Origin of the sequence: Bacteroides sp. MSK.20.82 (assembly GCF_019052485.1) — a bacterium.
GTDB lineage: Bacteria > Bacteroidota > Bacteroidia > Bacteroidales > Bacteroidaceae > Bacteroides > Bacteroides thetaiotaomicron.
Genome location: NZ_JAHQUN010000017.1, coordinates 1 through 25,761 on the forward strand (window position 1 = coordinate 1; position 25,761 = coordinate 25,761).

Here is a 25,761-nt window from a genome sequence, read left to right on the forward strand (position 1 = left end):
TATTTGTTGTGATTTAAAAGAAATAGAAACCAGACAGAGTTTAAATTACACTCCCCAAATGGGGAAGAGCGGGTGAAGGGCTTCCTGTTTCATGGCTCTTTCATTGTTCTTTATATTTTAAATCCACCGATACCCTGTAATTACCCGGAACCGGAGTATATATCGGTTGATAGATCGTCCCTTTATTTTGCAATTTCTTTTCTGCCATTAACCTCTTGATATGGCGATATGCAGTGATTTGTGTCATTCCGCAGAGATATTGAAAATCTTTCCGGGTGATAATCTGATTTTCAGCAAAATATTCAGTTAGTTTCATGTCTATTTCTACTTCTGATAAATTGGCGGAGTGCGGTCTGATTTTAGAACGCTGGAATTTCATGTGACACAATTCCCCTTTCAATTCTTTATCAGCTTTAAACTTTATAGCTTTCAATTTTACCCGGTGCACACGTTTGTCTTTCGGGTTACGTATTTCTTCTTCGCAGGAAAGAGTGACCTGAAAGAATCCTAATCCATCGACATGCACCTTTTTACCTTCCAGGAGGCACTGAGCTACTTCATTTTTCAGTTCTTCCAAGGTTGAAATAATGTCCGATACTCTTAATGTGGAGCGATCATGGATGCGATAAGCCAGTTTCTCGGTATTGACGGTCTCAAAACTTACCGGACGGGCATGATAACGCGTCTTGTTCTTTTTCTCCTTTGGCATCGGAGTCTTATATAATTCAAATTGTACTGCCATTTCTGCTTTATCTTTAAATGATTTCTTGTTTTTAGTGCTGATATTTTATACTTATCATTACTATGATAAGATCTTATCACAATAATGATGTTATTTTATCATAGTAGTGATAATATCTTATCACATTGGTGATAAATATAATTTGTCGGTGACAAAGATAAGGTTTAATAGTATGATAAACAAGAAATGATAGGATATTAATGATAAGTCTGGTTTTCAAAAAATGAATAGGATGAAAAGTTGCAAATGGCTTTTTTTTGATATTATATTCGCATCCATTAATCATAAAAAAAAGAAGAAAATGGAACAAAAAAATGGTTGGTTTGCCTTTTGGCAAAAATTGATGAAGTGTCTTTCAAAACAAGATGAAACGGGAGTAGGGGATACAAAAAGTGTAGCACCTGTCAATACTATTATTCAGTCGATTAAGGGGGTATCATCGTCTAAAGAAAAAGACTCATCGAAAGTGAAGTCACTAACTGAGAGCGTAGATACTTTTTTAAAATCCCGCTATGATTTCCGCTACAATGTGCTGACAGAAGAAACGGAATATCGTTTGTTGGAACGAATGGAGGAAGGATTTGCACCTGTGAATCAGCGTGTCTTAAATACATTCTGCCTGGAAGCTCACGAATCAGGTATTTCTTGTTGGGATCGTGATCTTTCACGCTGTATTTTCTCCACCCGTATTGCAGAGTATCATCCTTTCAAACTTTATTTGGAAGAATTGCCGGTATGGGATGGAGTGGATCGCTTGGCGGCTTTGGCACGCAGAGTTTCGAGAGACCAATTGTGGGTGAAAGAATTCCATATATGGATGCGGGGTATGACAGCACAATGGATGGGGGTTACGGGAAGTCATGCCAATAGTGTGGCGCCTTTGCTTATCAGTACGGAGCAAGGATATTTAAAGTCTACCTTTTGCAAATCGCTACTTCCTCCTGCGCTTCAGCGTTATTATATGGATAAGGTGGATTTAACCAGTCAAGGGCATATAGAACGGAGATTGGCGGAGATGGGACTTCTCAATCTGGATGAGTTTGATAAATATGCTCCGACGAAAATGCCGTTATTGAAGAATCTGATGCAGATGGCTTCATTAAGCCTGTGCAAAGCTTATCAGAAAAATTATCGCTCGCTACCTCGTATAGCTTCTTTTATCGGGACATCGAATCGAAAAGATTTATTGACTGACCCGACTGGTAGCCGCAGGTTTATTTGTGTGCTGGTAGAGTATCCTATCGATTGTGAGGGGATTGACTATGCACAACTTTATGCTCAATTGAAAGCGGAGATTTTGACGGGTGAACATTATTGGTTTACAAAAGAGGAAGAGACGGAATTGCAGCAAAGTAACATGACGTTCTATCGTCAGGGACCTGTGGAAGACGTATTGCGTTCCTGTTATCGGGCGGCAGAAAAAGGAGAAGGGTGTGAACTTCTTTCGTCTGCTGATATCTTTCAGCGATTGAAGAAGATAAATCCGGCAGCTATGCGTGGGGCAAATCCGGCGAGTTTGGCACAAATACTGATAGCAGTGGGGATAGAACGTAAGCATACCAAGTTTGGGAATGTGTATCGGGTAGTCTCCGTCTGATGGGAGGTGAAGCGGATGGTGAACAGGAGACCTTCACCCGCAATCGTCGTGCCAGAGGGAGTTGTGAAGGGTGAAGGGAGGAAAGGAGATTTGCTTATTTGGGATGAAAAATTGTATCCTTTTTGGGGACACTCTTTCCTTCTCTTTTTCGTTTTTTCTTCTTATCTTGCGAATGATAATTCATCTCATGTAAAAAGGTGAAGTAGAGAGATGTTTGATTATGGACAACATAAAATTTAATAGAAAATGAAAAACATTATTTTAATAGTAAGTTTATTATTGATGGGTGTGAGTAGTCGGGCAGACATATTGAACTCTTCTGATAATAAGAATGTGGCAGATAAATTTGATCCGATGCTTAAAGCAGCGTTGTTCCAAATGAAGATTATAGCTGATACCAGCTCTATTTTATTATCGGATATTGATTACGTGGAGGATTTGGAGCTGAAAACCAGTTTATGGATTAATAATGACGTGAATAGAGCGAAAACTACGAGACATGAAATTACCTCATTAAAAGGCCTTGAGTATTTTTCTTCTCTACGTCGGTTAAAGTTGGTGGGAAATCGGACTGATACATTGGAGTGTATTCCTGATTTTTCTAGATTTAAAGAACTTCGTGAGTTGGAAATTATACAAATCTACCTTCCGAAACTGGATATAAGTGGTTGTAAAAATCTCACGAATTTAAGTTGTAGAAGTTGTGATTTGAATACGATAGACTTGAAAAAGAATATTCAATTAAGAACTTTAGATTGTACTTATAACCGACTGATAGAATTGGATCTTAGTCATAATAAACAACTTCGAACGGTTATTGTTAAATCTCAAAGAAATAAAGGATTACTTTCGGAAGGAGGTCGTGCCGGGATATTATCTAAGTTGATTCTTCCGGATAACCGATCGAATACAGAAGGAATAAGTATACTTGAATGTTCGGATAATAATCTGGAGAAATTGGATATTAGTCGATCACCGCATCTTAGAAAAATAAATTGTAGTTGGAATAAGCTAAAAGCACTTGAAACATCACATAATCAAGAATTGCGGGAACTAAAATGTGAAGCAAATTATATTGGAGAGTTGGATTTTAGTGCTAACCTAAAGATGGAATTTTTAACTTGCGGATTGCAGGGATATGAGTGGATACGCCAAGAAGGGAATGATTATCGTTTATTGAAGAAATTGATACTCCCTGAGCAAAAAGAGAATGTGGAAGGAGGTTCGCTGCGTAAACTTTCTATTAAAGAAATATCAGAAGAAGCAATTCCGGTTTTTAGTGACTACCCTTATTTAAAAGAATTAAATTGTGCTGATAACAGACTAAAAACAATTGATCTTAGTGCAAATATATATTTGGAGGTTTTGGATTGTAGTAGTAATGCTATTTCCCAGCTTGATTTGCATTCTAATGTCAACTTGTATTCATTGAATATTTTAAATTGTCCATTGCAAGTATTGGACTTGTCCCAGACAAAAGTGAAGCTAATTATGTGTGATTTCTATGATAGAAGAGAGAAGGGTGTGAAAAATGGATACATATCTGGTTTGTATTTAAAATTGATTGTTCCTAAAGGATACCATGCTGAAACTATAAACTTTAGAACCCCCACCTTAGAAACTGCCTCTTTTGAAAATGGCTCTATATATAATTATTTACCTCCACAATATGTCAGGATGGTAGTGTCAGGAAAATAGATACAAAACCTGATATAGCAGATAAAAAACAGCTGGAAATTTCTGGTAATGGATTATTTTTAAACCTATTGAGTGATTTTTGAACTCTTTATTTTGTATCATTTTAAGGAATTGGAGTATTTTGAATGATTTGAGTACTCATTTCTTTTCTATTTTTATCAACTTTGCCACTGTGAATCATTCGATGATTTGCGGTGGCTTTTAAATTTTAATAAATAATAGAATAGACATGAATTGCACAAAGATGAAAAAACTTTTTAGAAAAGGTACGTTGAGTATACTTCTTTTAGGAGTAATAACGTTTTTCACTTATCCGCTCTCAGCCCAAACAAATAGTAGATCCGGTAAAGGATTATATGAAATCTTTAGTACTAAAATACCGGACGGGGCGCAGTGGAAAGCTCAGGATAATAAATTTGTCCGTGATGGGGGATACTCTAAAAAATCAGAAAATTATATATATGTAGGAGCCTCTAAAAGTCCGGCAGAGTTGACCGGGCTATCCATTCCTATTCGCGAGAATCCGGGACCGGGTGAGTTTCGCTATATCACTTTTGCCTGGGTAAAATGGGGAGGTGATCAAATTGGAATGAAATTTCATGTTTCCGAAAAGTCTGCAAATCAAAAAGGCAAGAAATATGATTTTACTTATATAGCCGGCAAGTCCAAGGATTTGATAAATCCGATGGAGGGTCTTAATCTCGGTGAACTACCGGGACACTGGATGGTGATGACCAGGGACTTATGGAAAGATTTTGGTAATATTACGTTGACTGGTATTTCTTTTATCTGCCCGGAGAGACGTGATGCGGGATTTGATGAAATCTTTCTCGCTAAGACACAGGATGATATAAAGAATGCTCCGAAAGTACTTCCGAGCGAAATTGCAACTCCGGTACCCGTTGATGGAGAAGAGGAAGGGCTGGTATATGAAGAGGGAACAACTAATGAGGATGAACAACCGCAAGGGGTACAGATTGACTGGGCTGCACAGATTAAAGCGGGAGGATTCATGATGTATCCGTTGTATTTGCTTGGATTGCTTGCCTTAGTAATAGCTTTGCAACGCTTGCTAACTTCAAGAGAAGGAAGACTGGCACCAAAAGGACTGCGTAAAACAGTCAGCGAATGCCTTGCACAAGGAGATTTGAAAGGTGCGATTGCAGCCTGTGATAAATACCCTTCCACATTAGGAAATTCGCTGCGTTTTATTTTCGAGCATGTGAAAGCCGGAAGAGAAGTTGTCAGCCAGACAGCTGGTGATATGGCCGCACGTGATATCCGTACACATTTGTCACGCATATATCCTTTGTCAGTCATAGCTTCCCTGTCGCCCCTTATCGGTTTGCTGGGAACAGTTGTCGGTATGATCGAAGCGTTTGGTCTGGTAGCATTGTATGGTGACGAAGGCGGCGCTTCTATATTGTCCGATTCTATTTCAAAAGCTTTGATTACGACTGCTGCCGGTTTGATCATCGCAGCTCCTGCCATTGCTTTGTATTTCATTATTAAAAATCGTATTATGAAATTGGCTTCTTTGGTGGAAGTAGAAGTTGAAAATGTAATTACTACGCTCTATCTGGAAGGAGATTCGACGGATATGAACACACCGGGGAGTAAGGAGGAGAAGCATGAGACTAAACTATGATGAAGAAGACAAAGTAGAGGTGCAGATGTCGCCCTTGATAGACTGCGTCTTTCTGCTACTGATCTTCTTCCTTGTGACTACTATGATGAAGAAGTGGGAAATGCAAATACCTTTATCACTTCCTTCAATGACTTCCAGTTTGTCTACCACCCGCGCCGGAGAGGAAGCTGTTATCATAGCAGTGGATGAGGAGAAAAATGTGTATCAGGTAGTAGGACATGATGCGTACACTGGTGAGAACCACTATGTGCCGATTTCTGATCTGAATACTTTCCTTACAGAACTCCGCAACAGTGAAGGTACGGAAATTGCTATTGATGTGGCGGCTTACCGGACTGTACCCGTAAATACGGTAATAGAGATATTCGATCAATGTCAAATACAAGGATTCACGCGTACGCGTGTCCGTTTGGGTAGTAAACCTTATTAAGCTTATGAGATTATCACTATTTAATAATGAAGATGAACCGGAAGTGTCTATGTCGCCCTTGATCGACTGTGTGTTTCTGCTATTGATCTTCTTTCTTGTCTCTACAATGACGAAGGTGAAAAACAGGGATATTTCAGTGGATCTGCCGACTTCGGAATCAGCCATAAAACTGAAACCGGATGATAAACAGGCTATTGTAGGACTGGATGCTGAAGGTAACTTCTATTGGGACGGACAACCTTGTTCGACCAATTTCATGATGGAACAATTGCGGGAGACCTGTATCTCTGATCCGGGTCGGCGTATCCGCATTGATATGGATAAAAACACTCCATTCGGACGTTTTGTGGAAGTAATGGATGCTTGTCAGTTTTATAATTTAACGAATATAGGAATACGAACATATGACGAAAACTACAACAGGGAGTAGCCGTCTGACGGTTATCCTATCATGGGTTATTGCACTGGTCTGTCTGGTAGGAGGAGCGTTGTTTATCTGGCTGATGCCATCACCAGGACAGGGAGCTGTTGACTTGCAAGCGAAAAAACAGAAATCTCCGAAAAGTATCAGTGATAAAATAAAGCAGGAGCAGGCTCAGCGGGAGCTTCCCGCTAATTATTCTGAGCAATTAGTGAAGCAGTCGGAAGTATTGGTCAAGAAAAATTTGGAAGATCAGCTTCGTAAATTTCAGGAAATGGCTAAGAAGATGAGGCAGCGGAAAAATGAATTGTTGACTAAAGTAGAGCAAAGAAAGTTACCACGTACGGCACCGGATGATGCTAATGATACTTCGAAAGCAAGGAATATTCCGCAGGCGGGCAAGTTATCTGCGAATCCGTCGGTAGAAGATATGTATGCTCTTTTAAGAGAATATGAGGCTGAAATACAGCAGAACCATTTGGCTGCCAATGCAGCTAAACAGGCGCTTTCCAAGGGACTTTCGTTTCCCGAGGTTTATAGTTCTCTGAAGACAGGTTCTTCCCGTATGCCAAGTTTTGATGAACTGATTCGAATGCAGACTAAAGGAGGGGAATGGGCTACTTCAACGGGAAGTAATGCCAGCGCAGGTCTGGAAATAAAAAGTACGGCAGACTTGAACAACTACCGTGGTCTGTTGGGACAAGCGACCCGACAAGCCGGACTTGCTCAATCTCGGTTGGAAAATCTCTTTGGAGTAGTGAAGCAGGTCGGAAAGCCCGGTGGCGGCTTTGGAATTGGCAATGGTCAGCCGGGCGGAGGTGAAGGCAGTGGCAATGGGAACGGTTTCGGTGGCATGGGGGAGGCAGCTCAGGGCAGTGGAAACAGACGTCCGATGAATGCTTATGCAGGTCCCCGGCTTAATCAGGAAATGGTAAAAGCTCAGGCATTGCCCGGACGGCGTTTCTCAAAAAGCGCGGATCGTAAAGGGTGGTTATATATTAACACATGGTATATGATAGGACCGTGGGAAAGCTTTGGGCGAGAGGACTTTTCGATTGTCCATCCGCCTGAGATATCTGTGGACTTTGATGCGGTATATACTGACGGACAAGTAGGTACAGGGGTGATGGAAACGGATTCTCATCCGATAAAGGTCATAGGGGAAGAAGTGTATTTGGATGGTACGCTGCGATGGAAGTTTATGCAAAGTGAATCAATGCATAATACGGTTCCTGTCACTACCGGACATTCTACTTATTATGCTTATACGGAACTTTATTTTGATGAGGCTACTACCATGCTGGTTGCCATCGGTACGGATGATAGTGGTCGGGTATGGATAAATGGTAAGGATGTATGGCGCGATTATGGTACCAGTTGGTATAATATTGACGAACATATTGCTCCTTTCCAGTTCCGTCAAGGGTGGAACCGTATTCTTGTGCGATTGGAAAATGGCGGAGGAGGAGCGTGTGGTTTCAGTTTCTTAATTATTCCACAAGAGTAATATGATACACGTTGGCCGGCTTATAGAAATTGAACTACATCGACAAGGATTGTCTGTCACTTGGTTTGCAGAACAGCTTTGTTGTGCGCGGACCAATGTGTATAAAATCTTCGGGAAGTCAAGTATTGATACCGAACTCCTTTTGAGAATCTCTGATATCTTGCAATATGACTTTTTTCAATGTTACTCAGCATGTTTAAAGAACAAAAAGGAAATGATGTAGTTGTGGATACATCATTTCCTCCTCTTTTATAATTTTAGTTTTGTACCGATTGTCGTTTTCTTTTTTGTCCGAAGGTATTGAACCGATAGGCAATATATGCCATAAAATATACGTTAGATGTACTGGATTCTCTGTCGGTGATAGAATTCTCGGAAATGGAACGTTCCGAACTTTCATTCTCACGGAGGATATCATATAGGTGAAATCGGACGGTTGCCTTTTTCTTCTTGAGGAAGCTTTTCGATATTTGTGCGTTCCATAGGGTGCGGTTAGTATCATTTTTACCGCCATATCCTCTTTTTAATCTACAATTGATATTGGATGAGATTTTTATATCCCAAGGTAAGTTTAAGTTTGCTTCAGTTCCGAATGTATAATCAAATGTTTCCCGTCGGTTCTCTTTTTTGATAGAATGTTCTGATTTTCGATATCTGACTTCTGCAGATAACTCAAAGTCAATCAGATCGCTACGGTAGCTCCCTTTTAAGCGTTCTGATAAAAAGAGGTTAGTCGTATTACTTTTAACTGCATCTGACTCTTTGTTGAGCACAGTGAAACCGACAGAGTTGCCGTAATTTGTATTGGTGTGTGTATTTACTGTGAATTTTTTGTTGGATAATGGAGTACTGAAGGTAAGCGAACCGTTTATTCGCCAGTTCCCGTTCACATTAGTCGGTTGGGTAGTCTGTCCTCCGGTATTTTCGTCATATGTGACAATACGTGTTGTACTATTCATTGTATTATTATAGGAGAGGTTAGCATTGAAACTGCGGGATGTTTCAGTAAAGTAAGTATTAAATGTAGCTGATATGTTGTTATTGAATGATGGTTTAAGTTCGGGGTTAGCTAGCCGTATGTTTAAAGGATCAGAAATATCTTTTTTTCTATATAAGTCGGTCATACCGGGTTGTGCCGTTCTCCCACGATAGTTTATTTTTAAGGTTGTTTGTTTAGAGAAGGTATACTTAAAGTTTATGGTGGGGGAGTAGTTTATTGCATTTCTGGATAAATACTCAAAGGTCGTGTCCCGCATATAGCTTTTATTTGTCGTTTTTTGTGCCTCAACTTCTATACCTATATTATAAAAATAGTTGGTGCGGATAGTACGGAAAAATATGCCGGTTTGGTGGGTGGAATATTTATTTTTGTAGCAATCACTGTGCGCTGTGTCAGGATATTGACTGTATGTATCTTCTTGTTTATCCCAGTCATAGGCATATTTTTCAGAGAGTGAGGAACGGTGTTGATAGCTATAATTAATTTCGATAAACCGATTGGTAAATACAGGTTCCATATATGTTATCTGAACTTGATATTTATTGTTTTTGTCAAGTTTTTCAATCCATTGGTTCAAAGTTTTTATACTATCACCATACTTCAAGTAATAAGTATTCGAAAGACTATACCGATCGGAATTGCCGTCATCCAGATCGTAATAAAGACGTAAGGCGATGTTTCTTCCTTTGCTGTTTAATTTGCGGTTCAACTGCAAAGAGCCATTGGTGGAGAATCTGTCATTCGTTTGGTGGTTTGTGGCTTCTTTCCGGTTGATAGGAGTTGACTCGTTGTTGAGCGTTTCTGAGAAGTTGCCTGAATTGGAGTTTCCTTTGGAAAAATTAAATGTCGGTCGATACATAATAGTGGTGAGGCTGTCTAATTTCCATTCGAAACGAAAATTAGCGGAAATAGCACTTGTCTTTCCATCGGATTGGTTGTTCTGCAGGGAAAACTGAGAAGTGTTGTCTGACAAAAAAGATTCTGTATGACGCTTGCTCCATGAATCGCGTTTATTTTCCCGGACTTCAATACTACCTCCATATTTGAGTTTCTGAGTATTCTGAGAATAGTTGGCACCTATTCTTTGATTGGAATTAATTCCATTGTCGTTGGCGGTACCATTGATTGATAAGTTCATTTTGTTTTTGAAACGATTGGCCATTCCTTTTGCCCTATAATGGTCGTCATTTCCATATCCTGCTTCAAAGTTACCATTCCATCCTTTTCTCATACTTGGTTTTACGCGTAAGTCGAGTACCATTTCTTCTTTACCGTCATCTACTCCGGTAATACGTGCCATGTCTGATTTCTTTTGGTAAGTTTTTAGTTGATCTATCATATCGGCTGGCAGTTCTTTTAAAACCGTATTGGGGTCGTTAAGGAAGAATTCTTCTCCGTTCATCATGATTTTTTTGACTTCCTGACCATTAATGATTAATTTCCCTTCTTCGTTTATTTCGGCTCCGGGTAGCTTTTTGACTAGTTCTTCCAATGCAGCACCTTCACTGACGCGGTAAGCGGAAGTATTATATGCGGTTGTATCACCTGTGACGACAACAGGCGGGGCTTGGGCTACAATGACGGTTTCGTTAAGAAGTACAGCATCAGGTTTCAACTCTATTTTGCCTAGTTGAACAATAGTCTGGGTTGTGTTTATTTGCAGGGGCTTATATTCGGTAGCGAGGCCTATGAAAGAAATTTTTCCTAAAAAACGTCCCGGGAGAGTTGTGAGTGAAAATTTTCCCTGTTCCAAGCTGGAAATGCCTTTTACATAATTACTGTCGGGCAAGGATAACAGTTGTATGGTAGCTTGCTCAACAGGGAACTGTGTGTCTTTTTCCAGAATACTCCCCTGTACTGTGACACGTTGAGTCTGTGCTTGAATATAAGCAGTATTTATGTATGATATAATTAATGTTATTAGTAGTATAAAAGTCGTTTTATTCATAAGGTCTCCCGTTATGAGGTGTTTTAGTGTTTATGGTATTTCTTGCAAATATCTTGATTTTTTAGAAAAAAAGAGTTCATAAAATGATAAATAAAGTTCATTTGAACGATATTCATACCCTTTTGACTTATTTGAGGACCTTTGTTTACGCATAATACCTCATCTTTGCACCGTACTCAGTTTTCAATAGGTATTATTTTAGTTTTTAGGAACACTTGGATTATTTTCAAATTCGCTGTCGGTTTAATGGAAACATTAGCCGATAGTGAATTCTCTTTATTAAGTATGAGATATATCATGAAAACAATAGATAGAAAATGAAGAAACCTTTATTGTATTTACTTATTTTAGTAGTGGCTGTTCTTGGCAGCTCATGCTCTCAATCTTCGGAGGGCACATTTGAAGTGGGGAAGAATACTTTCTTGCTGAATGGAGAACCGTTTGTTGTAAAAGCGGCAGAGATTCATTATCCGCGTATCCCGAAAGAATATTGGGAACATCGTATTAAAATGTGCAAGGCACTGGGTATGAATACGATTTGCTTGTATGTGTTCTGGAATTTTCATGAACCGGAAGAAGGAAGGTATGATTTTGCCGGACAGAAAGATATAGCTGCGTTTTGCCGTTTGGCTCAAGAGAATGGAATGTATGTCATAGTGCGTCCCGGACCTTATGTCTGTGCGGAATGGGAAATGGGCGGCTTGCCTTGGTGGCTGCTGAAGAAGAAGGATATCAAACTTCGCGAGCAAGACCCATACTACATGGAACGTGTGAAACTCTTTTTGAACGAAGTGGGCAAACAGCTGGCTGATCTTCAGATTAGTAAAGGAGGGAATATCATTATGGTACAGGTGGAGAATGAGTATGGAGCATTTGGAATCGATAAGCCGTATATATCCGAAATCCGTGACATGGTAAAACAAGCCGGTTTTACAGGTGTTCCTTTATTCCAGTGTGACTGGAACTCGAATTTTGAGAATAATGCACTGGATGATTTGCTCTGGACTATTAATTTCGGTACGGGTGCTAACATCGACGAGCAATTTAAACGGTTGAAAGAACTACGGCCGGACACTCCATTGATGTGCAGTGAATTTTGGTCCGGATGGTTTGACCATTGGGGAGCCAAGCATGAAACAAGAAGTGCCGAAGAATTGGTAAAAGGTATGAAAGAAATGCTGGACCGCAATATTTCTTTCAGCTTGTATATGACTCACGGGGGGACTAGTTTCGGGCATTGGGGAGGCGCGAATTTCCCGAACTTTTCACCGACTTGCACATCGTATGATTATGATGCTCCTATCAATGAATCCGGTAAGGTGACTCCTAAATATCTGGAAGTACGGAATCTGCTTGGTAACTACCTGCCGGAAGGTGAAACCTTGCCGGAAATTCCGGATTCGATACCGACTATAGCTATTCCTACTATTAAAATGACTGAAATGGCAGTCTTATTTGATAATCTGCCTCACCCCAAAGAGAGTGAGGATATCCGGACAATGGAAGCTTTTGATCAGGGATGGGGTAGTATTCTGTATCGGACTTCATTATCCGCTTCTGATAAAGAACAGACATTACTGATCACAGAAGCTCATGACTGGGCACAAGTCTTTCTGAATGGTAAGAAACTGGCTACTCTGAGCCGTTTGAAGGGGGAAGGTGTAGTAAAGTTACCACCATTGAAAGAAGGTGACAGACTGGATATCCTGGTGGAAGCAATGGGAAGAATGAATTTCGGCAAAGGTATTTATGACTGGAAAGGTATTACCGAGAAAGTAGAACTGCAATCTGATAAAGGAGTTGAACTGGTGAAGGACTGGCAGGTATATACTATTCCGGTAGATTATAGTTTTGCCCGTGATAAGCAGTATAAACAACAGGAGAATGCTGAAAATCAACCGGCTTATTATCGGTCGACGTTTAACCTCAATGAGTTAGGGGATACATTCTTGAATATGATGAACTGGAGTAAAGGTATGGTATGGGTGAATGGCCATGCGATTGGTCGTTATTGGGAAATCGGACCTCAACAGACCTTATATGTACCGGGCTGCTGGTTGAAGAAAGGAGAGAATGAAATCATTATATTGGATATGGCTGGTCCTTCAAAAGCTGAAACTGAAGGTCTGCGTCAACCAATTCTGGATGTACAACGTGGTAACGGAGCTTATGCTCATCGTAAGATGGGTGAGAACTTGGACTTAACAAATGAAACTCCTGTTTATCAAGGGATATTTAAGTCAGGCAATGGTTGGCAACATGTGAAATTCGGTAAGAAGGTGGAGACTCGTTTCTTCTGTCTGGAGGCTTTGAACGCCCATGATGGGAAAGATTTCGCGGCTATTGCAGAATTGGAGTTGTTGGGCGAAGATGGCAAACCGGTATCCCGTCAGCATTGGAAAGTGATTTATGCCGATAGTGAGGAAACGGATGCCGCGAACAATATTGCAACAAATGTTTTTGATTTGCAGGAATCAACATTCTGGCATACCAATTATTCCTCTTCCAAACCTGCATTCCCTCATCAGATTGTGATAGATCTTGGTGAAGATAAAGTTATTACGGGATTCTCTTATCTACCCAGGGCTGAAGCCGGTAAAACGGGGATGATTAAAGACTATAAGGTATATTTGAAGATGCAACCGTTTAAGATATAATGTTTGAGATTTTTAAGAAAAGGTTAATTATTTATTAGTTTGTTCATTAAGTTATGAAAATCAGAAAGCGACTTTCACGTGAGTGAGGGTCGCTTTCTGATTTTCGTTCGAAATAAAATAATTCTTGTGATGGTTAAAACCCTAAGAGGAAGTATATTTGTTCTCTCATCTGAGATGATTTATATAATTAACTAGTGTATAAATGATGAAAAAAAATGGGTTTAGCCGATGCGCTGAGATGTACATCGGTCGTTTACGAAAAGAGGGGCGCTATTCTACTGCGCATGTGTATGAAAATGCACTTCTTTCTTTTAGAGGGTTTTGTGGCACACCTACCGTGTCATTCGGACAAGTAACCCGCGAACACTTACGGTGTTACGGGCAGTATCTTTATGAACGTGGCTTGAAGCTTAATACGGTTTCGACGTATATGCGTATGCTACGTAGTATTTATAATCGTGGAGTAGAATCGGGGAGGGCTCCTTATGTTCACCGGTTGTTTCACGGGGTGTATACAGGAGTGGATGTCCGTCAAAAGAAAGCTTTGCCGGCAACTGAGTTGCATAAGCTTTTATATGGAGATCCTAAATCGGATATTTTACGGCGTACACAGGCGATTGCTGCTTTGATGTTTCAATTCTGTGGTATGTCTTTCGCTGATTTGGCACATTTGGAGAAGTCGTCTTTAGACAGGAATGTTCTTCATTATAATCGTGTTAAAACGAAGACTCCGATGAGTGTGGAAATACTGGATACTGCTAAGGATATGATTTATCAGCTTCAGAACAGAAAACCTGCTCTGCAAGATTGCCCTGATTATCTATTTAGTATTCTGAATGGTAATAAAAAACGGAAAGATGAAAGTGCTTATCGGGAATACCAGTCTGCCCTCCGGAATTTCAATAACCATTTGAGAGGACTGGCAAAGGCTTTGCATCTGACTTCTCCTGTCACTTCTTATACCATTCGCCATTCGTGGGCTACCACTGCGAAATATCGCGGAGTTCCTATTGAAATGATCAGCGAATCGTTGGGACACAAATCAATCAAAACAACACAAATCTATCTTAAAGGCTTTGCTTTGAAAGAACGTACTGAAGTAAATAGAATGAATTTATCTTACGTGAAGAATTGCTTGGAGAAAAGTGTAAATAATATAAAGTATTAGTAATCAGTATATATATGTGTGTGTTACTTCTTAGGTAACGGAAATAATAATGGCGCAAAGATAGACAAAAAAATAAATAACAAGCAAATAAACTATCCTTTTTTTCTTTTTTGATTTAAAAATAAGATAAAAATAGCCTAGAACATGAAAGAACCCTTTTCTTCATATTCTAAGATTTTTACGTCCCATAATCAAAGGAATTTCACCCTACGCTTAGACTGAGCCTCCTTTAGCAACTTGGTATGTCCTATTTTTCGTGTTTTAAGAGATTTCTCCCTTCCCCTGTGTTTTCCGTTACCTAAGAAGTAACAGAAAAAAGAATGGTAAAAATAGAGGATTTATGAATCAAATTGGGGTAAGGTCTCTATTTAGGAATATACATAGATAAAAAATGAAACAAACTGAAGCTATTTTGGGGGATATGCGATTTATTCCATTAAAGGGTGTTGTATTAATTCTGATTCTCATCTTGACAACAAGCCGGGTTCATGCACAATATGCTCTTGGGGCAACTGGGCAGATGATGATACCTACAGCCGAGATGCAGGAAACAGGAACCTTTATGGGAAGCGCAAACTTTCTTCCTGAAGAGGTTACGCCTAATAAGTTTAACTATCCTACCATGAACTACTCGGTAGATATGTCTTTGTTCTCTTTTGTTGAACTGACTTACCGTATGACGTTACTCAAAATGCGAACGTATAATGGCAGAGTCGGTTATCACAACCAAGATCGTTCCAATACTATCCGTATCCGTCCATTGAAAGAAAGCCGTTATTTCCCTGCTGTGGTAATTGGTGCTGATGATCTTTTTACAGAAAAGGCTACTCAGTATTGGGGAGATTATTATGGTGTCTTAACTAAGACGTTTGGTTTCTGCAAGGGGCATCAGTTGGCTGTTACAGCAGGCTGGTATTTTCATCAGGGCAATCAACCGGCTTTCAAGAAAGGCCCTTTTGGTGGTATTCGTTATACTCCCGCTTTTTGCCGTGAGTTAAAGCTGATGGCAGAGTATGATACCAATGGATGGAATTTGGGTGGAGCAATACGTTTTTGGAAACGTTTGTCCGTCCATGTGTTTACGCGCGAATTTACCTGTGTTTCTGCCGGTTTGCGTTATGAATGTACATTAATACATTAAGAAGATGAAAAGAGTATTTAGTATACTATATATAATATGTTGCTGCACTTTGGAAAGTGTGGACGCGCAATCTGCTGGGATATCTGAAGTCCTGAAAGAATTGCAAATGGAAAATATATCTGTGGCACAGAAGCAGGATACGATTACGGCAGCATTTGAGACTTCCGTATATAGGGGATCTTATAATGGTATAGGCATTGCAATACGTCGCCTGATCACTCTTCCGGAAGTCTCTACATTGCAGTTGGTCATATTGGATAATGCTTTGCCGCAACTTTGTATCACTTTGCCTGCGAAGCTGATTGAGGATTATCAATCGGGAAAATGTGATTTGGATGGAGTTTACTGTAGTATGCAGATGACTACTTCCACCAAAACTGCAATGGAGGCCTTAAAAGGAACCAAACGAGAGTCTACTACTTTTGGGAAAGTGGACGTAGTGGTTTATCCGGGGGTAATGTTAGTTAATAATGTTACTTACAAATTATATAAAGCAGCTTTTGAATTGCAACCGGCTGTAGAAATGCAACTTTGGAAAGGTGCTTCATTGAGGCTGCAGGTTTGCTTACCTATCGTCAATAATGAGCCGGGCAAATGGGATTGTATCCGACTGGGGTATTTGACATTGCGTCAGGAATTTCGTCTGGATAATCATTGGAAGGGATACCTGACTGGTGGAAATTTCTCGGATGATCGTCAGGGACTCGCAGCCGGTATTGGTTATTTTTCTTCTGACGGCCGTTGGACAGTAGAAGGAGAAGGTGGTATAACCGGTTCGTCTCATTTATATGGCAACGACTGGGGAATGAGTAAATGGAAAAGAGTGAATGGGCAGCTCAGCGTAGGTTATTTCATTCCACAAGTGAATACTCAATTGAAAGTTAGCGGTGGACGTTTTATATATGGAGATTATGGGGTATGCGGAATTCTTTCACGTTACTTCGGTGAATATGTCGTGGGACTTTATGGCATGTATACAGATGGAGAAACAAATGCCGGATTTCATTTTTCGATTCCATTGCCGGGTAAGAAGCGTAGTCGTCACGCGGTACGTGTGATGCTTCCGGATTATTTCGCTTTTCAATATGACATGCGTAGTGGGAATGAATTTGCTCGCCGTGCTTTGGGGGTAAGCTATAGAACCGAACCGAAATCTGCTGAAAACAGCCGTTTCTGGCAGCCGGATTATATCCGTTATTGTTTGATTCGTACCAATGAAAAGACAAAACTTAAATAAGAGTTGATATTAGTAATTTAAACAAAAATTGAACAATTATGAGAAATTTAAAATGGTTGTATGCATGCTCTTTGGCGATAGCCTTCGGTGTGTTGTCTTTTGTAACAGTTTCCTGTCATGATGATGACGATGAACCAAAGCAAGAACCAGGTGAAGTGATTGAAACTCCCGCTCCGGTTGTTGAGTATTATATTATGGGTACTGTGACGGATGCCGGGAAAGGTGTGTCTGGTGTTGATGTAAAAATTGGTACTGAGACAATTAAGACTGACAAAGATGGTAAGTTCTCTGTAACAGAGAAGAATGTAGGTAAGTATTCTGTAGAAGTTGCTCCTAAAGGTTATCTTGCTCAAAGTACTTCTGTAGAAATTGCTGCTAATGCGGAAAATCGTAGTGTGGTGACTGTTGCTGTGGCTTTGACTAAGCAAAGTGAACCTACGACTGTAGAAGTTGGAGAGACTGGTAATACAGAAGAGGTTAAGGTAGAAGATAAGAGTGCTTCGAATGAGGAAGTTAAAGAACCGGGTACTGTTGAACCGGAGGATGTGAAAGAAGATCTTCCTCTTGTAACTCCTGAATTAGAAATCCCAGCTGGGGCAATTCAGACAGAAGGTAATGAAGACGTTCTGGAAGGTGGTAATGCTGAAGTCAGTGTAACTACGTATGTACCAGCCCCAGAAACTGTGACTACAGAAGTGAAGAAAGAAGAAGAGAATAAAGAAGTAGAAAAGACCATACCTTTGGCGGCAGCACACTTTGAACCTAGTGGTTTGACATTTGCAAAAGACCACTATCCAACTATTTCAATTCCTAATCCTATTCCTGGCTTGACTTTCGCTGATGATATGGTACTTACTTATTTGGAGAATGGAAAGTGGGTTCCACAAACAGAGGACATTAATAAAGTTGTTTATGATGAGAAATCAGGTAGCTACACAACTAAAGTTAAGCATTTCTCTTCCTATGCTATGGAAAATAAAGTCACTAGTAAAGTTAGTACTGAAAATGTAGTGAAGAGTGAGATTTTAGGACAGGCAAGTTGTGATAACAGTGAAAATCCTAAAGCTGTAACAGGAATTGCATTGACTTATAAAGAAAAGTCGGGTTGGGAATGTAAAGATGCGGATATTAAAGCGGCTGTAGAAAAAGCTTTGTCAGGTGCAAAACCAGAAACAGTTAATGCTATGGTAGCTTTCTTCAAAACTCGTTTATACTCATTGATGGGATCGGCATCAGGTATTACAGAAACAACTCGTACCTATAATACTGTAAATGTGAACGGTTATACAACAATGACTTATACTTGCTATGCCAAGACTCGTACTACTACATTGTCGACCACAGTGAAGTATAATAATAAGGATGTGAAGATTTCAGTAACTGCAACACGCTATACCGGAACTGACCATCAGTATAAGACAGTGACTACTAATCCTACTCATAGTGGTGGTAAGGGTGGAAGTAACTAATAAATAATTAAGATCATAAAAATAACCCTTTTTTAATAACCCCCTTTTTTATAAACCCTGTTGGGCAATAATCATATGGGATATGAGGAGGAAGAGGTCACTGTGAAGTGGTTTCTTCCTTTTCGTTTATGAGATATATGGATGTTTGTTGAATGTTCATTTTAGACAGAATTCTACTAATATAAGTTAATGTTTATAATTATGATTTGTATCCTGTAAATAAAGCCTATCTTTATCACCCAATACAACATAGGACAAATAAAATGTCATGAGCATAATTATTAAGAACCTTAATAAGATCTATCCAAACGGAAATCATGCCTTGAAAGATGTCAATCTGGAAATACCTGCAGGGATGTTTGGCTTATTAGGACCCAATGGCGCCGGCAAATCTACTTTAATGCGTATTCTTGTAGCCCTTATGGAACCAACTTCCGGGCAAGTAGAAATTTGCGGTTATGATTTGATGAAACAGCGGAAAGAAATACGCGGTATTCTGGGGTATCTTCCTCAGGACTTTCGTTTTTTTGCCAAATACAAAACGTATGAGTTTCTTGATTACGCGGCGCGTTTGTCCGGTATGACCCATAGCAGGCAGAGAAAACAGGCTGTGGATGAAATGCTCGAAAACGTTGGGTTGTTCGATGTTCGCGAACGATATGCCAATAAATTATCGGGAGGTATGAAGCGGCGGTTAGGAATTGCACAAGCGCTGATACATCATCCTAAGGTAATCATTGTTGATGAACCTACTACCGGACTTGACCCGGAAGAACGTATCCGTTTCCGTAACCTTCTTTCAGAGGTCAGCGAGAATGATGTGACTATTATTTTGTCTACTCACATTGTCGGTGATATTTCCAGTACTTGTAATAATATGGCGTTAATGAACCGGGGACAAGTTTCCTTCAACGGTTCTCCGCAAGATATGCTGAAATTAGCCGAGGGCAAAGTGTGGAGAATTAGGGCTGCGGGAGATCAGTTGCATGAGATCGATAAAAAATATCCGGTAATCTCCACGATTCCATCGGGGACAATCTGGGAAGTACAGGTGGTTGCCGATGAAGTAGAAGGATACGAAGCGGAACCATTTCCCCCTAATCTGGAACACGCCTATGTATATTATATGGAGAATCAATTAAACCTTTGGACAAACGACTAAACACGATATGCTGATATGACCTTTATATCTAATATACAATCGGTAGCAAAATATGAAAGTAAATTATTAATCAGAAGCTGGTTCTTCAGAGTATTCACGGTACTCGCTGTAACTATCATTACTTTTTTCAATTTCCAGTTGTTCGTATCGGAAGATAGCGGAGGCTTCTGGATTGCTACAGCCATTCCATCGAACATTCCTTATCTAATTTTACTGTTGCTAAATACAGGGCAGGCTGTTATTGCTATCTTTCTGGCATCCGACTTCCTGAAAAGAGATAAAAAGCTGGATACATCAGAAGTCTTTTATGTCCGTCCATTAAGTAATGCTGAATACGTCATCGGTAAGATTTGGGGAAATCTGCGCGTCTTTTTGTTGCTGAATCTCATTATTATGGCTATTACGGCTGCATTCAACCTGACATTGGGAGAAGTGGACTGGATGGCTTACTTGCTTTATTTTCTGTTGATCAGTGTCCCTACGCTGATTTTCATTATTGGCCTGGCTATCTTTCTGATGCTGGTATTGAAAAATCAGGCACTGACATTCGTTTTATTGTTAGGATATATCGGACTTACCGTTTTCTATATTGAAGATAAGTTTTATTATCTTTTCGATTATATGGCTTATAGTCTTCCTTTGGTGAAGTCCAGCATTGTCGGTTTTTCCAACTGGGAGGTGATTTTAAATCATCGTGGCATCTATTTTCTTGCCGGACTGGCGTTTGTCTTTTTCACGATTTCCCTGTTCAGGCGTCTGCCGAATTCATCGCACAGTAATTATCCGTGGCTGGTTATTTCTTTTTGTACTCTCATGTTAGCTTTCGTATGCGGTTATTGGCATATACATTCGATTTTATATCAAAGTGATATACGCGCTACCTATACGAAGATCAACAACCAATATGTTTCTACTCCGAAGATGTTCATTCATGAATATGATCTTTCTGTAGAGCAGCATCTTGAAGATTTTCTGTCGGAAGTAACTGTGAAAGGAGTGGCATTGGACTCATCTGCCGTATTCACCTTCTGTTTGAATCCGGGATTAACCATTCATTCCGTTCATTCGGCCGGACAGCAACTCAAGTTTAAACGTGACAAGCAAATAGTATTGGTGGATTTCGGCACGAAGCATGCCAAAGGCGATACAATCTCTGCAACATTCAGGTATGACGGACAGATAGATAACTCATTTTGTTATTTGGATATTCCTCCCGAAGTGCTGCAAGCTTCCAATAAAAAGTTTCTGTTCAACATAGACAAGCAGTATAGTTTTCAGACGAAAAATTATCTGATGCTTACCCCTGAAACTTATTGGTATCCCCGTGCAGGAACAAGCTATAGTGATAAAAATCCTGACTGGCAGCAAACTTATTTCAGTAATTATCGCTTGAAGGTCAAGCCTCTACCGGGGTTAGTTCCTCTTTCTCAAGGGGAAGGAAAGTGTGATGAAGAAGGAGTGTATTCGTTTAAAGGAGATTATCCGTCTCAGACACTATCGTTGGTCATAGGTGACTATCAGCAAAAAAGTGCTTATGCGGACAGCATTCTTTATAGCGTTTGGCATTTAAGGGACCATGACTATTTTACTGCTTCGTTTGATTCTATTCACGATACCATTCCCTGGCTGATACGTAATGTGAAAGAGCAACTGGCACGGCAATATAAACTGGATTATCCTTTTAAGCGATTTTCTATTGTAGAAGTTCCTGTGCAATTTGCCAGCTATGAACGTGCCTGGTCGCAAGCGCAGGAGACAGTACAACCTGAAATGGTATTGTTCCCCGAAAAAGGAGCTATATTCTGGGAACTGGATGTGAAGAGGCAGGTGAAGAATCATATCCGGTGGTCGGGAAATAATGAAATCAGTCTGCAGGAAGCCCAGATGCGGACTTTTAGTAACTTTGCCTGGATGTTTTTGCAGACAGAAGGCGATTATAACTTTTCGTCGGGTAGTAGAGGACGGGGAAATCTTTCGTCTACGGCAAATCCTTATTTCCTTTTCCCGCAGATTTATAATTTCCGGTACAATATTTACTCTTCGGAATGGCCTGTTGCCAATCGTGCTATTGAGCTATATCTGCAAAAGAAGTCGGAAAATGAAGGGTGGGAACGTCAGATAAATGGGCTTAGTAACAATGAAAAGGCCAACCTGCTGCTGGAAAAGCATACGTTCAAGGAGTTGCTGGCTGATGTGGAACAGCGTAATCTGCAAAATAATATCGTAGGACTGGAGGCAAGCCGTCTTTTTGCCCGGTCAGAAATAAACATGGGCGTAGATGCTTTCCGGGATTCACTATATGCGATGTTGAAGCGTAATACATTTCTGAACATAAAGTTCGAAAATATGCTGGATACTCTGGGAGAAATGAGCCGGACGGATCTTTATTCATATTTGAAAGAATGGGAACAGTTGACGCCTCTTCCTTTTTATTCGATCGGAGAGCCCGAACTGACCAAAGTTGTCAATAAAGGAGGAGAAGAATTCTTTGTCTTGAAAGTACTGGTGAGCAATAACTCGGATTATGACGGAATCATTCAGATGAACGTTCTTCAAAATGGCTGGTGGTATCAACCGATGGAAGATCCTAGAGCCAGAAAAAAGGTAGAGATAGCTGCCCATACAAGCAAAGAATTTGTTTCTGTCTGGGAAGAACAGATACGTGATGTGGAAATCAATACGATGGTTTCCGGCAATCTTCCTTATATGATACGGCAATCCATTGGTAATGTAAAACAAGAACGGAATAAAATAGTCAAGGACACTATCTATACCTTGCCGGAATCATCCTTAGAAATGCCGGGAGAGGTTATTGTGGATAATGAAGATTCCACTCTCTTTGTACTTTCTACCCCTGCTGTCGTAGGACTTCTGCCTAAATGGCTGGATAAAGTGGAGGATACTTCCTTTAAATATTCGGGCATATCCTGGTGGCGTGCGCCTTTACAATGGACAGCTACCACCAATGCTAAATACTATGGCAAATATATCCGTTCGGCCTATGTGATTAAGAGTGGAGACGGCAGTCAGACGGCTACATGGAAAATTCCTGTGCCGGAAGCCGGTCAATATGAGCTTTATTATCATGTATTCAAGGATGATGAACTGCGATGGAATGATCGCCTTCAGGGTGAATATCATTTCAGGGTGGCATACGACAGTGAGATGGAAGATGCCTATATCAATCTGAGAAAAGCCAATGAGGGTTGGGAACAACTCGGTACTTACTATTTTAGTGCCGATACGGTTCGTGTCGTGCTGACGGATGAATGTAAGCTGCGCTCTGTGACAGCCGACGCAGTGAAAATAGTGAAACGATAATTATTAAAACAGCAAACTATATGCAAAGTGACTTACTACTATTAAAAAGAATGCTGCTGACAATCGTAACTTTTACGGGAATTGCCCTGACATCACAAGGACAAATTCCTTTAACGATTGACAAGGCAATGGAGATTGCGCAGGAGAACAGTCCTTCTCTTCGCCGTTCCTACATGAATTTGGAGAGATATAAGCAGAATCTGCTGGCGCAGAAGGCTTCATTAAAGTCTCGATTTTCATTAAATCTGAACCCGGTGGACTATAACAAGAACAGGCGTTTCGATAATCGTCTGTCACAATGGTACACGAATGAAACATTCAATACCAGCGGGACCTTTCAGGTCGATCAGCCCATTCTATGGACAGACGGTACTATTTCTTTAATCAACCGTTTCGGCTGGCAGGACAACAGTTCCATTATAGAAGGCGATAAAACTAGTAACCGGGCATTCAGCAATGACCTCTATCTGCAATTGACTCAGCCTATTTTTACATACAACAAGCGTAAAATGGAACTGAAGCAAATAGAATATGATTATGAAAATGCCAATATCAGTTATGCTTTGCAGCAACTGAATACGGAGAAAAGTATAACCGATCAGTTCTATTCTGTCTATATGGCACAGAGTAATCTGGAAATCAGTCGTGAAGAACTGGTTAATGCCCAGCAAAGTTATGATATTATCAAGAATAAGGTAGAAGCGGATTTAGCAGCGAAGGACGAACTCTTTCAAGCGGAACTGAATCTGGCTACGGCACGTTCGTCTGTAGACGAAAGTCAGGTGAATCTGGAGAATGCGAAAGACAAACTCAAACAGACTCTCGGAATGAGGCTGGATGAAGATATTCTCGTATTTGCGGAAGTGGAGATTAAACCGATTCAGGTAAATCTGGACCAGGCCATATCGCATGGATTGGGTTCGCGTCTGGAACTTCGTCAGCGTGAAATAGAGAGCAAGGAACTTGAGTTCGATATGATTAAGACAAAAGCGCTGAACGAGTTTAAAGGAGATGTATCCATCTCTTTCGGATTGATAGGAGATAATAGCCACCTGAATAAAGTCTATAATAATCCGACACAGAATCCGAGGGTTTCCATCAGCTTTGCTGTCCCTATTTTCGACTGGGGTGAAAAGAAAGCAAGGATTAAAGCACAAAAGATGGCTCAACGGATTAATGAACTCGAGTTTCAAGAGGATAAAGTGGATATCGAGCTGAATATTCGTCAGGTATGGCGTAACCTCGAAAACCTCCGGACTCAGATTAAGATCGCCGAGCAAAATGTACAGAATGCACAGTTGACCTATGATCTGAATCAGACTCGTTACCGGGAAGGTGACATAACCGGTATGGAAATGAGCCAGTTCCAGACTCAGCTTTCGAATAAGAAGATTACTTATACGCAGGCGTTGATTAATTACAGAATAGAATTACTTAATCTTAAAATCCTTTCATTGTATGATTTCGACAAGAATATCCCTCTTGTTCCTATGAAAGACATTATTGATAAAAAATAAGCAGACCATGAAACAGTATCAAATTTTTATTGCATCTTCTTTGTTAACAACCTTATTGTTAACCGGCTGTGGCAACAAACCACAAAACGCACCCAATAATATTGCAACTCCGGTATCTGTCGTGGAGCTGAAGAAAGGTTCTATCAGTAAATTAATAAATACAACAGGAACAGTGCAGCCGACTTACGGTGCATCTCAGAATGCGGAAATGAGCGGATTTTATAAACTTCAGACTAATCCGAGAACCGGAAAACCTTTCAAAATGGGAGACAGGGTAAGTAAGGGGGAACTGATAATCCGTCTGGAAGACAAGGAGTATGAAAACGGAATCGCTATTGACGCTAAAAAACTAAGTCTTGAAATTGCTGAACAGGAACAGTCAAAGCAGAAAGCTCTCTATGAAAAAGGAGGGGTGACGATGAGTGAAATGCGGAATACGGAAGTAAAAGTAACGAATGCCCGTTACGATTATGAAAACGCAAAACTCAATCTGGAGAAGATGAAAGTGAAAGCTCCGTTTGATGGTGTGATTGTTGATTTGCCTCACTATACGGCCGATACAAGAGTGGAGCAGGGAAAGGCTATGGTGAGTCTGATGGCTTATGATAAAATGTATATGGATATCAATCTGCCGGAAAGCAGCATTCGTTATGTCAAGGAAGCGCAACCGGTATATATTACTCATTATACCATCCCTGGAGATACTTTAAAAGCGAGAGTCGGTGAGCTGTCTCCTGCAATCAGTACGGAGACACGTACTTTTAAAGGAAAGATTCTGATTGATAATGACCAGTTGAAGTTGCGTCCGGGTATGTTCGCCAAAGCAGATATTATCGTTGACAGAGCTGATAGTTCTATCATTATACCTAAAGACGTAATCTTGTCCAATCGTCGCCGGAAATACGTATATATCGTCGAAAAGAATACGGCAAAGATACGCAATCTGCAAACAGGTCTGGAGGATGAATATAATATCGAAATTCTATCCGGACTTAATGTAAATGACAATTTGGTAGTGAAGGGTTTTGAAACACTGAAAGAAGACGCCAAAGTCAAAATCCAAAAGTAAATCATGGATGCGATATATGAACGCATCTT

At 40.2% G+C, this 25,761-nt stretch carries 18 protein-coding genes; 16 read left to right on the plus strand and 2 right to left on the minus strand.

Annotation, left to right across the window (positions count from 1 at the left end):
- Nucleotides 1-100: 100 nt before the first annotated feature.
- Entirely contained in the window at nucleotides 101-742 is a 642-nt protein-coding gene (locus KTR07_RS15005) for an HU family DNA-binding protein (protein WP_008766175.1), read from the minus strand.
- A 301-nt stretch (nucleotides 743-1,043) separates the two neighbouring features.
- On the opposite strand from KTR07_RS15005, the gene KTR07_RS15010 reads away from it, so the two are divergent.
- The 7 genes from KTR07_RS15010 to KTR07_RS28440 all read left to right on the plus strand — a co-directional run bounded on the left by KTR07_RS15010 (nucleotide 1,044) and on the right by KTR07_RS28440 (nucleotide 8,266).
- The gene (locus tag KTR07_RS15010) at nucleotides 1,044-2,339 is read left to right on the plus strand and encodes a DUF3874 domain-containing protein (RefSeq protein WP_016267923.1); all 1,296 of its coding nucleotides are present in this window, start codon (nucleotides 1,044-1,046) and stop codon (nucleotides 2,337-2,339) included.
- A gap of 246 nt (nucleotides 2,340-2,585) precedes the next feature.
- The gene (locus KTR07_RS15015) at nucleotides 2,586-4,037 is read left to right on the plus strand and encodes a peptidoglycan-binding protein (protein WP_048698966.1); all 1,452 of its coding nucleotides are present in this window, start codon (nucleotides 2,586-2,588) and stop codon (nucleotides 4,035-4,037) included.
- A 229-nt stretch (nucleotides 4,038-4,266) separates the two neighbouring features.
- Nucleotides 4,267-5,685: a MotA/TolQ/ExbB proton channel family protein gene (locus tag KTR07_RS15020; protein WP_048698969.1), complete on the plus strand. Its 1,419-nt coding sequence runs from the start codon at nucleotides 4,267-4,269 to the stop codon at nucleotides 5,683-5,685.
- On the plus strand, nucleotides 5,669-6,115 hold the full coding sequence (locus KTR07_RS15025) for a biopolymer transporter ExbD (protein WP_008760581.1): 447 nt from the start codon (nucleotides 5,669-5,671) through the stop codon (nucleotides 6,113-6,115). Before KTR07_RS15020 ends, KTR07_RS15025 begins: the two co-directional genes overlap by 17 nt.
- A 4-nt stretch (nucleotides 6,116-6,119) precedes the next feature.
- Nucleotides 6,120-6,545 carry a biopolymer transporter ExbD gene (locus KTR07_RS15030; protein ID WP_008760582.1) on the plus strand — a complete coding sequence of 142 codons (426 nt, stop codon included), beginning with the start codon at nucleotides 6,120-6,122 and terminating at the stop codon, nucleotides 6,543-6,545.
- Nucleotides 6,520-8,043, plus strand: a complete 1,524-nt coding sequence (locus tag KTR07_RS15035) for a hypothetical protein (RefSeq protein WP_048698973.1) — start codon at nucleotides 6,520-6,522, stop codon at nucleotides 8,041-8,043. Before KTR07_RS15030 ends, KTR07_RS15035 begins: the two co-directional genes overlap by 26 nt.
- Before the next feature lies 1 nt (nucleotide 8,044).
- On the plus strand, nucleotides 8,045-8,266 hold the full coding sequence (locus KTR07_RS28440) for a hypothetical protein (protein WP_074858583.1): 222 nt from the start codon (nucleotides 8,045-8,047) through the stop codon (nucleotides 8,264-8,266).
- A 34-nt stretch (nucleotides 8,267-8,300) separates the two neighbouring features.
- On the opposite strand, the gene KTR07_RS15040 is transcribed toward KTR07_RS28440, so the two are convergent.
- On the minus strand, nucleotides 8,301-10,991 hold the full coding sequence (locus tag KTR07_RS15040; protein ID WP_217315454.1) for an outer membrane beta-barrel protein: 2,691 nt from the start codon (nucleotides 10,989-10,991) through the stop codon (nucleotides 8,301-8,303).
- Nucleotides 10,992-11,308: 317 nt separating this feature from the next.
- Between KTR07_RS15040 and KTR07_RS15045 the strand changes: the two genes are divergently transcribed.
- From KTR07_RS15045 to KTR07_RS15085, 9 genes are all read left to right on the plus strand, one after another.
- Complete coding sequence (locus KTR07_RS15045; RefSeq protein ID WP_008766169.1) at nucleotides 11,309-13,648, plus strand: beta-galactosidase; 2,340 nt, start codon at nucleotides 11,309-11,311, stop codon at nucleotides 13,646-13,648.
- Nucleotides 13,649-13,850: 202 nt separating this feature from the next.
- Nucleotides 13,851-14,816 carry a tyrosine-type DNA invertase cluster 3b gene (locus KTR07_RS15050; protein WP_008766168.1) on the plus strand — a complete coding sequence of 322 codons (966 nt, stop codon included), beginning with the start codon at nucleotides 13,851-13,853 and terminating at the stop codon, nucleotides 14,814-14,816.
- Between the two features lie 391 nt (nucleotides 14,817-15,207).
- Nucleotides 15,208-15,957 (plus strand): YjbH domain-containing protein, encoded by a 750-nt coding sequence (locus KTR07_RS15055; RefSeq protein WP_008760589.1) that lies wholly within the window; start codon nucleotides 15,208-15,210, stop codon nucleotides 15,955-15,957.
- 4 nt (nucleotides 15,958-15,961) lie between these two features.
- Nucleotides 15,962-17,194 carry a YjbH domain-containing protein gene (locus KTR07_RS15060; protein ID WP_008766167.1) on the plus strand — a complete coding sequence of 411 codons (1,233 nt, stop codon included), beginning with the start codon at nucleotides 15,962-15,964 and terminating at the stop codon, nucleotides 17,192-17,194.
- A 38-nt stretch (nucleotides 17,195-17,232) separates the two neighbouring features.
- A complete protein-coding gene (locus KTR07_RS15065; protein WP_008766166.1) occupies nucleotides 17,233-18,663 on the plus strand; it encodes a carboxypeptidase-like regulatory domain-containing protein in 1,431 nt (476 codons plus the stop codon).
- Nucleotides 18,664-18,931: 268 nt separating this feature from the next.
- Nucleotides 18,932-19,825, plus strand: coding sequence for an ABC transporter ATP-binding protein (locus KTR07_RS15070; protein ID WP_008766165.1), 894 nt, complete (start codon nucleotides 18,932-18,934; stop codon nucleotides 19,823-19,825).
- Nucleotides 19,826-19,840: 15 nt separating this feature from the next.
- Nucleotides 19,841-23,146, plus strand: coding sequence for a xanthan lyase (locus KTR07_RS15075; protein WP_008766164.1), 3,306 nt, complete (start codon nucleotides 19,841-19,843; stop codon nucleotides 23,144-23,146).
- A gap of 20 nt (nucleotides 23,147-23,166) precedes the next feature.
- On the plus strand, nucleotides 23,167-24,663 hold the full coding sequence (locus KTR07_RS15080) for a TolC family protein (RefSeq protein WP_008760594.1): 1,497 nt from the start codon (nucleotides 23,167-23,169) through the stop codon (nucleotides 24,661-24,663).
- A gap of 7 nt (nucleotides 24,664-24,670) precedes the next feature.
- Nucleotides 24,671-25,732: an efflux RND transporter periplasmic adaptor subunit gene (locus KTR07_RS15085; RefSeq protein ID WP_008760595.1), complete on the plus strand. Its 1,062-nt coding sequence runs from the start codon at nucleotides 24,671-24,673 to the stop codon at nucleotides 25,730-25,732.
- Nucleotides 25,733-25,761 lie beyond the last annotated feature (29 nt).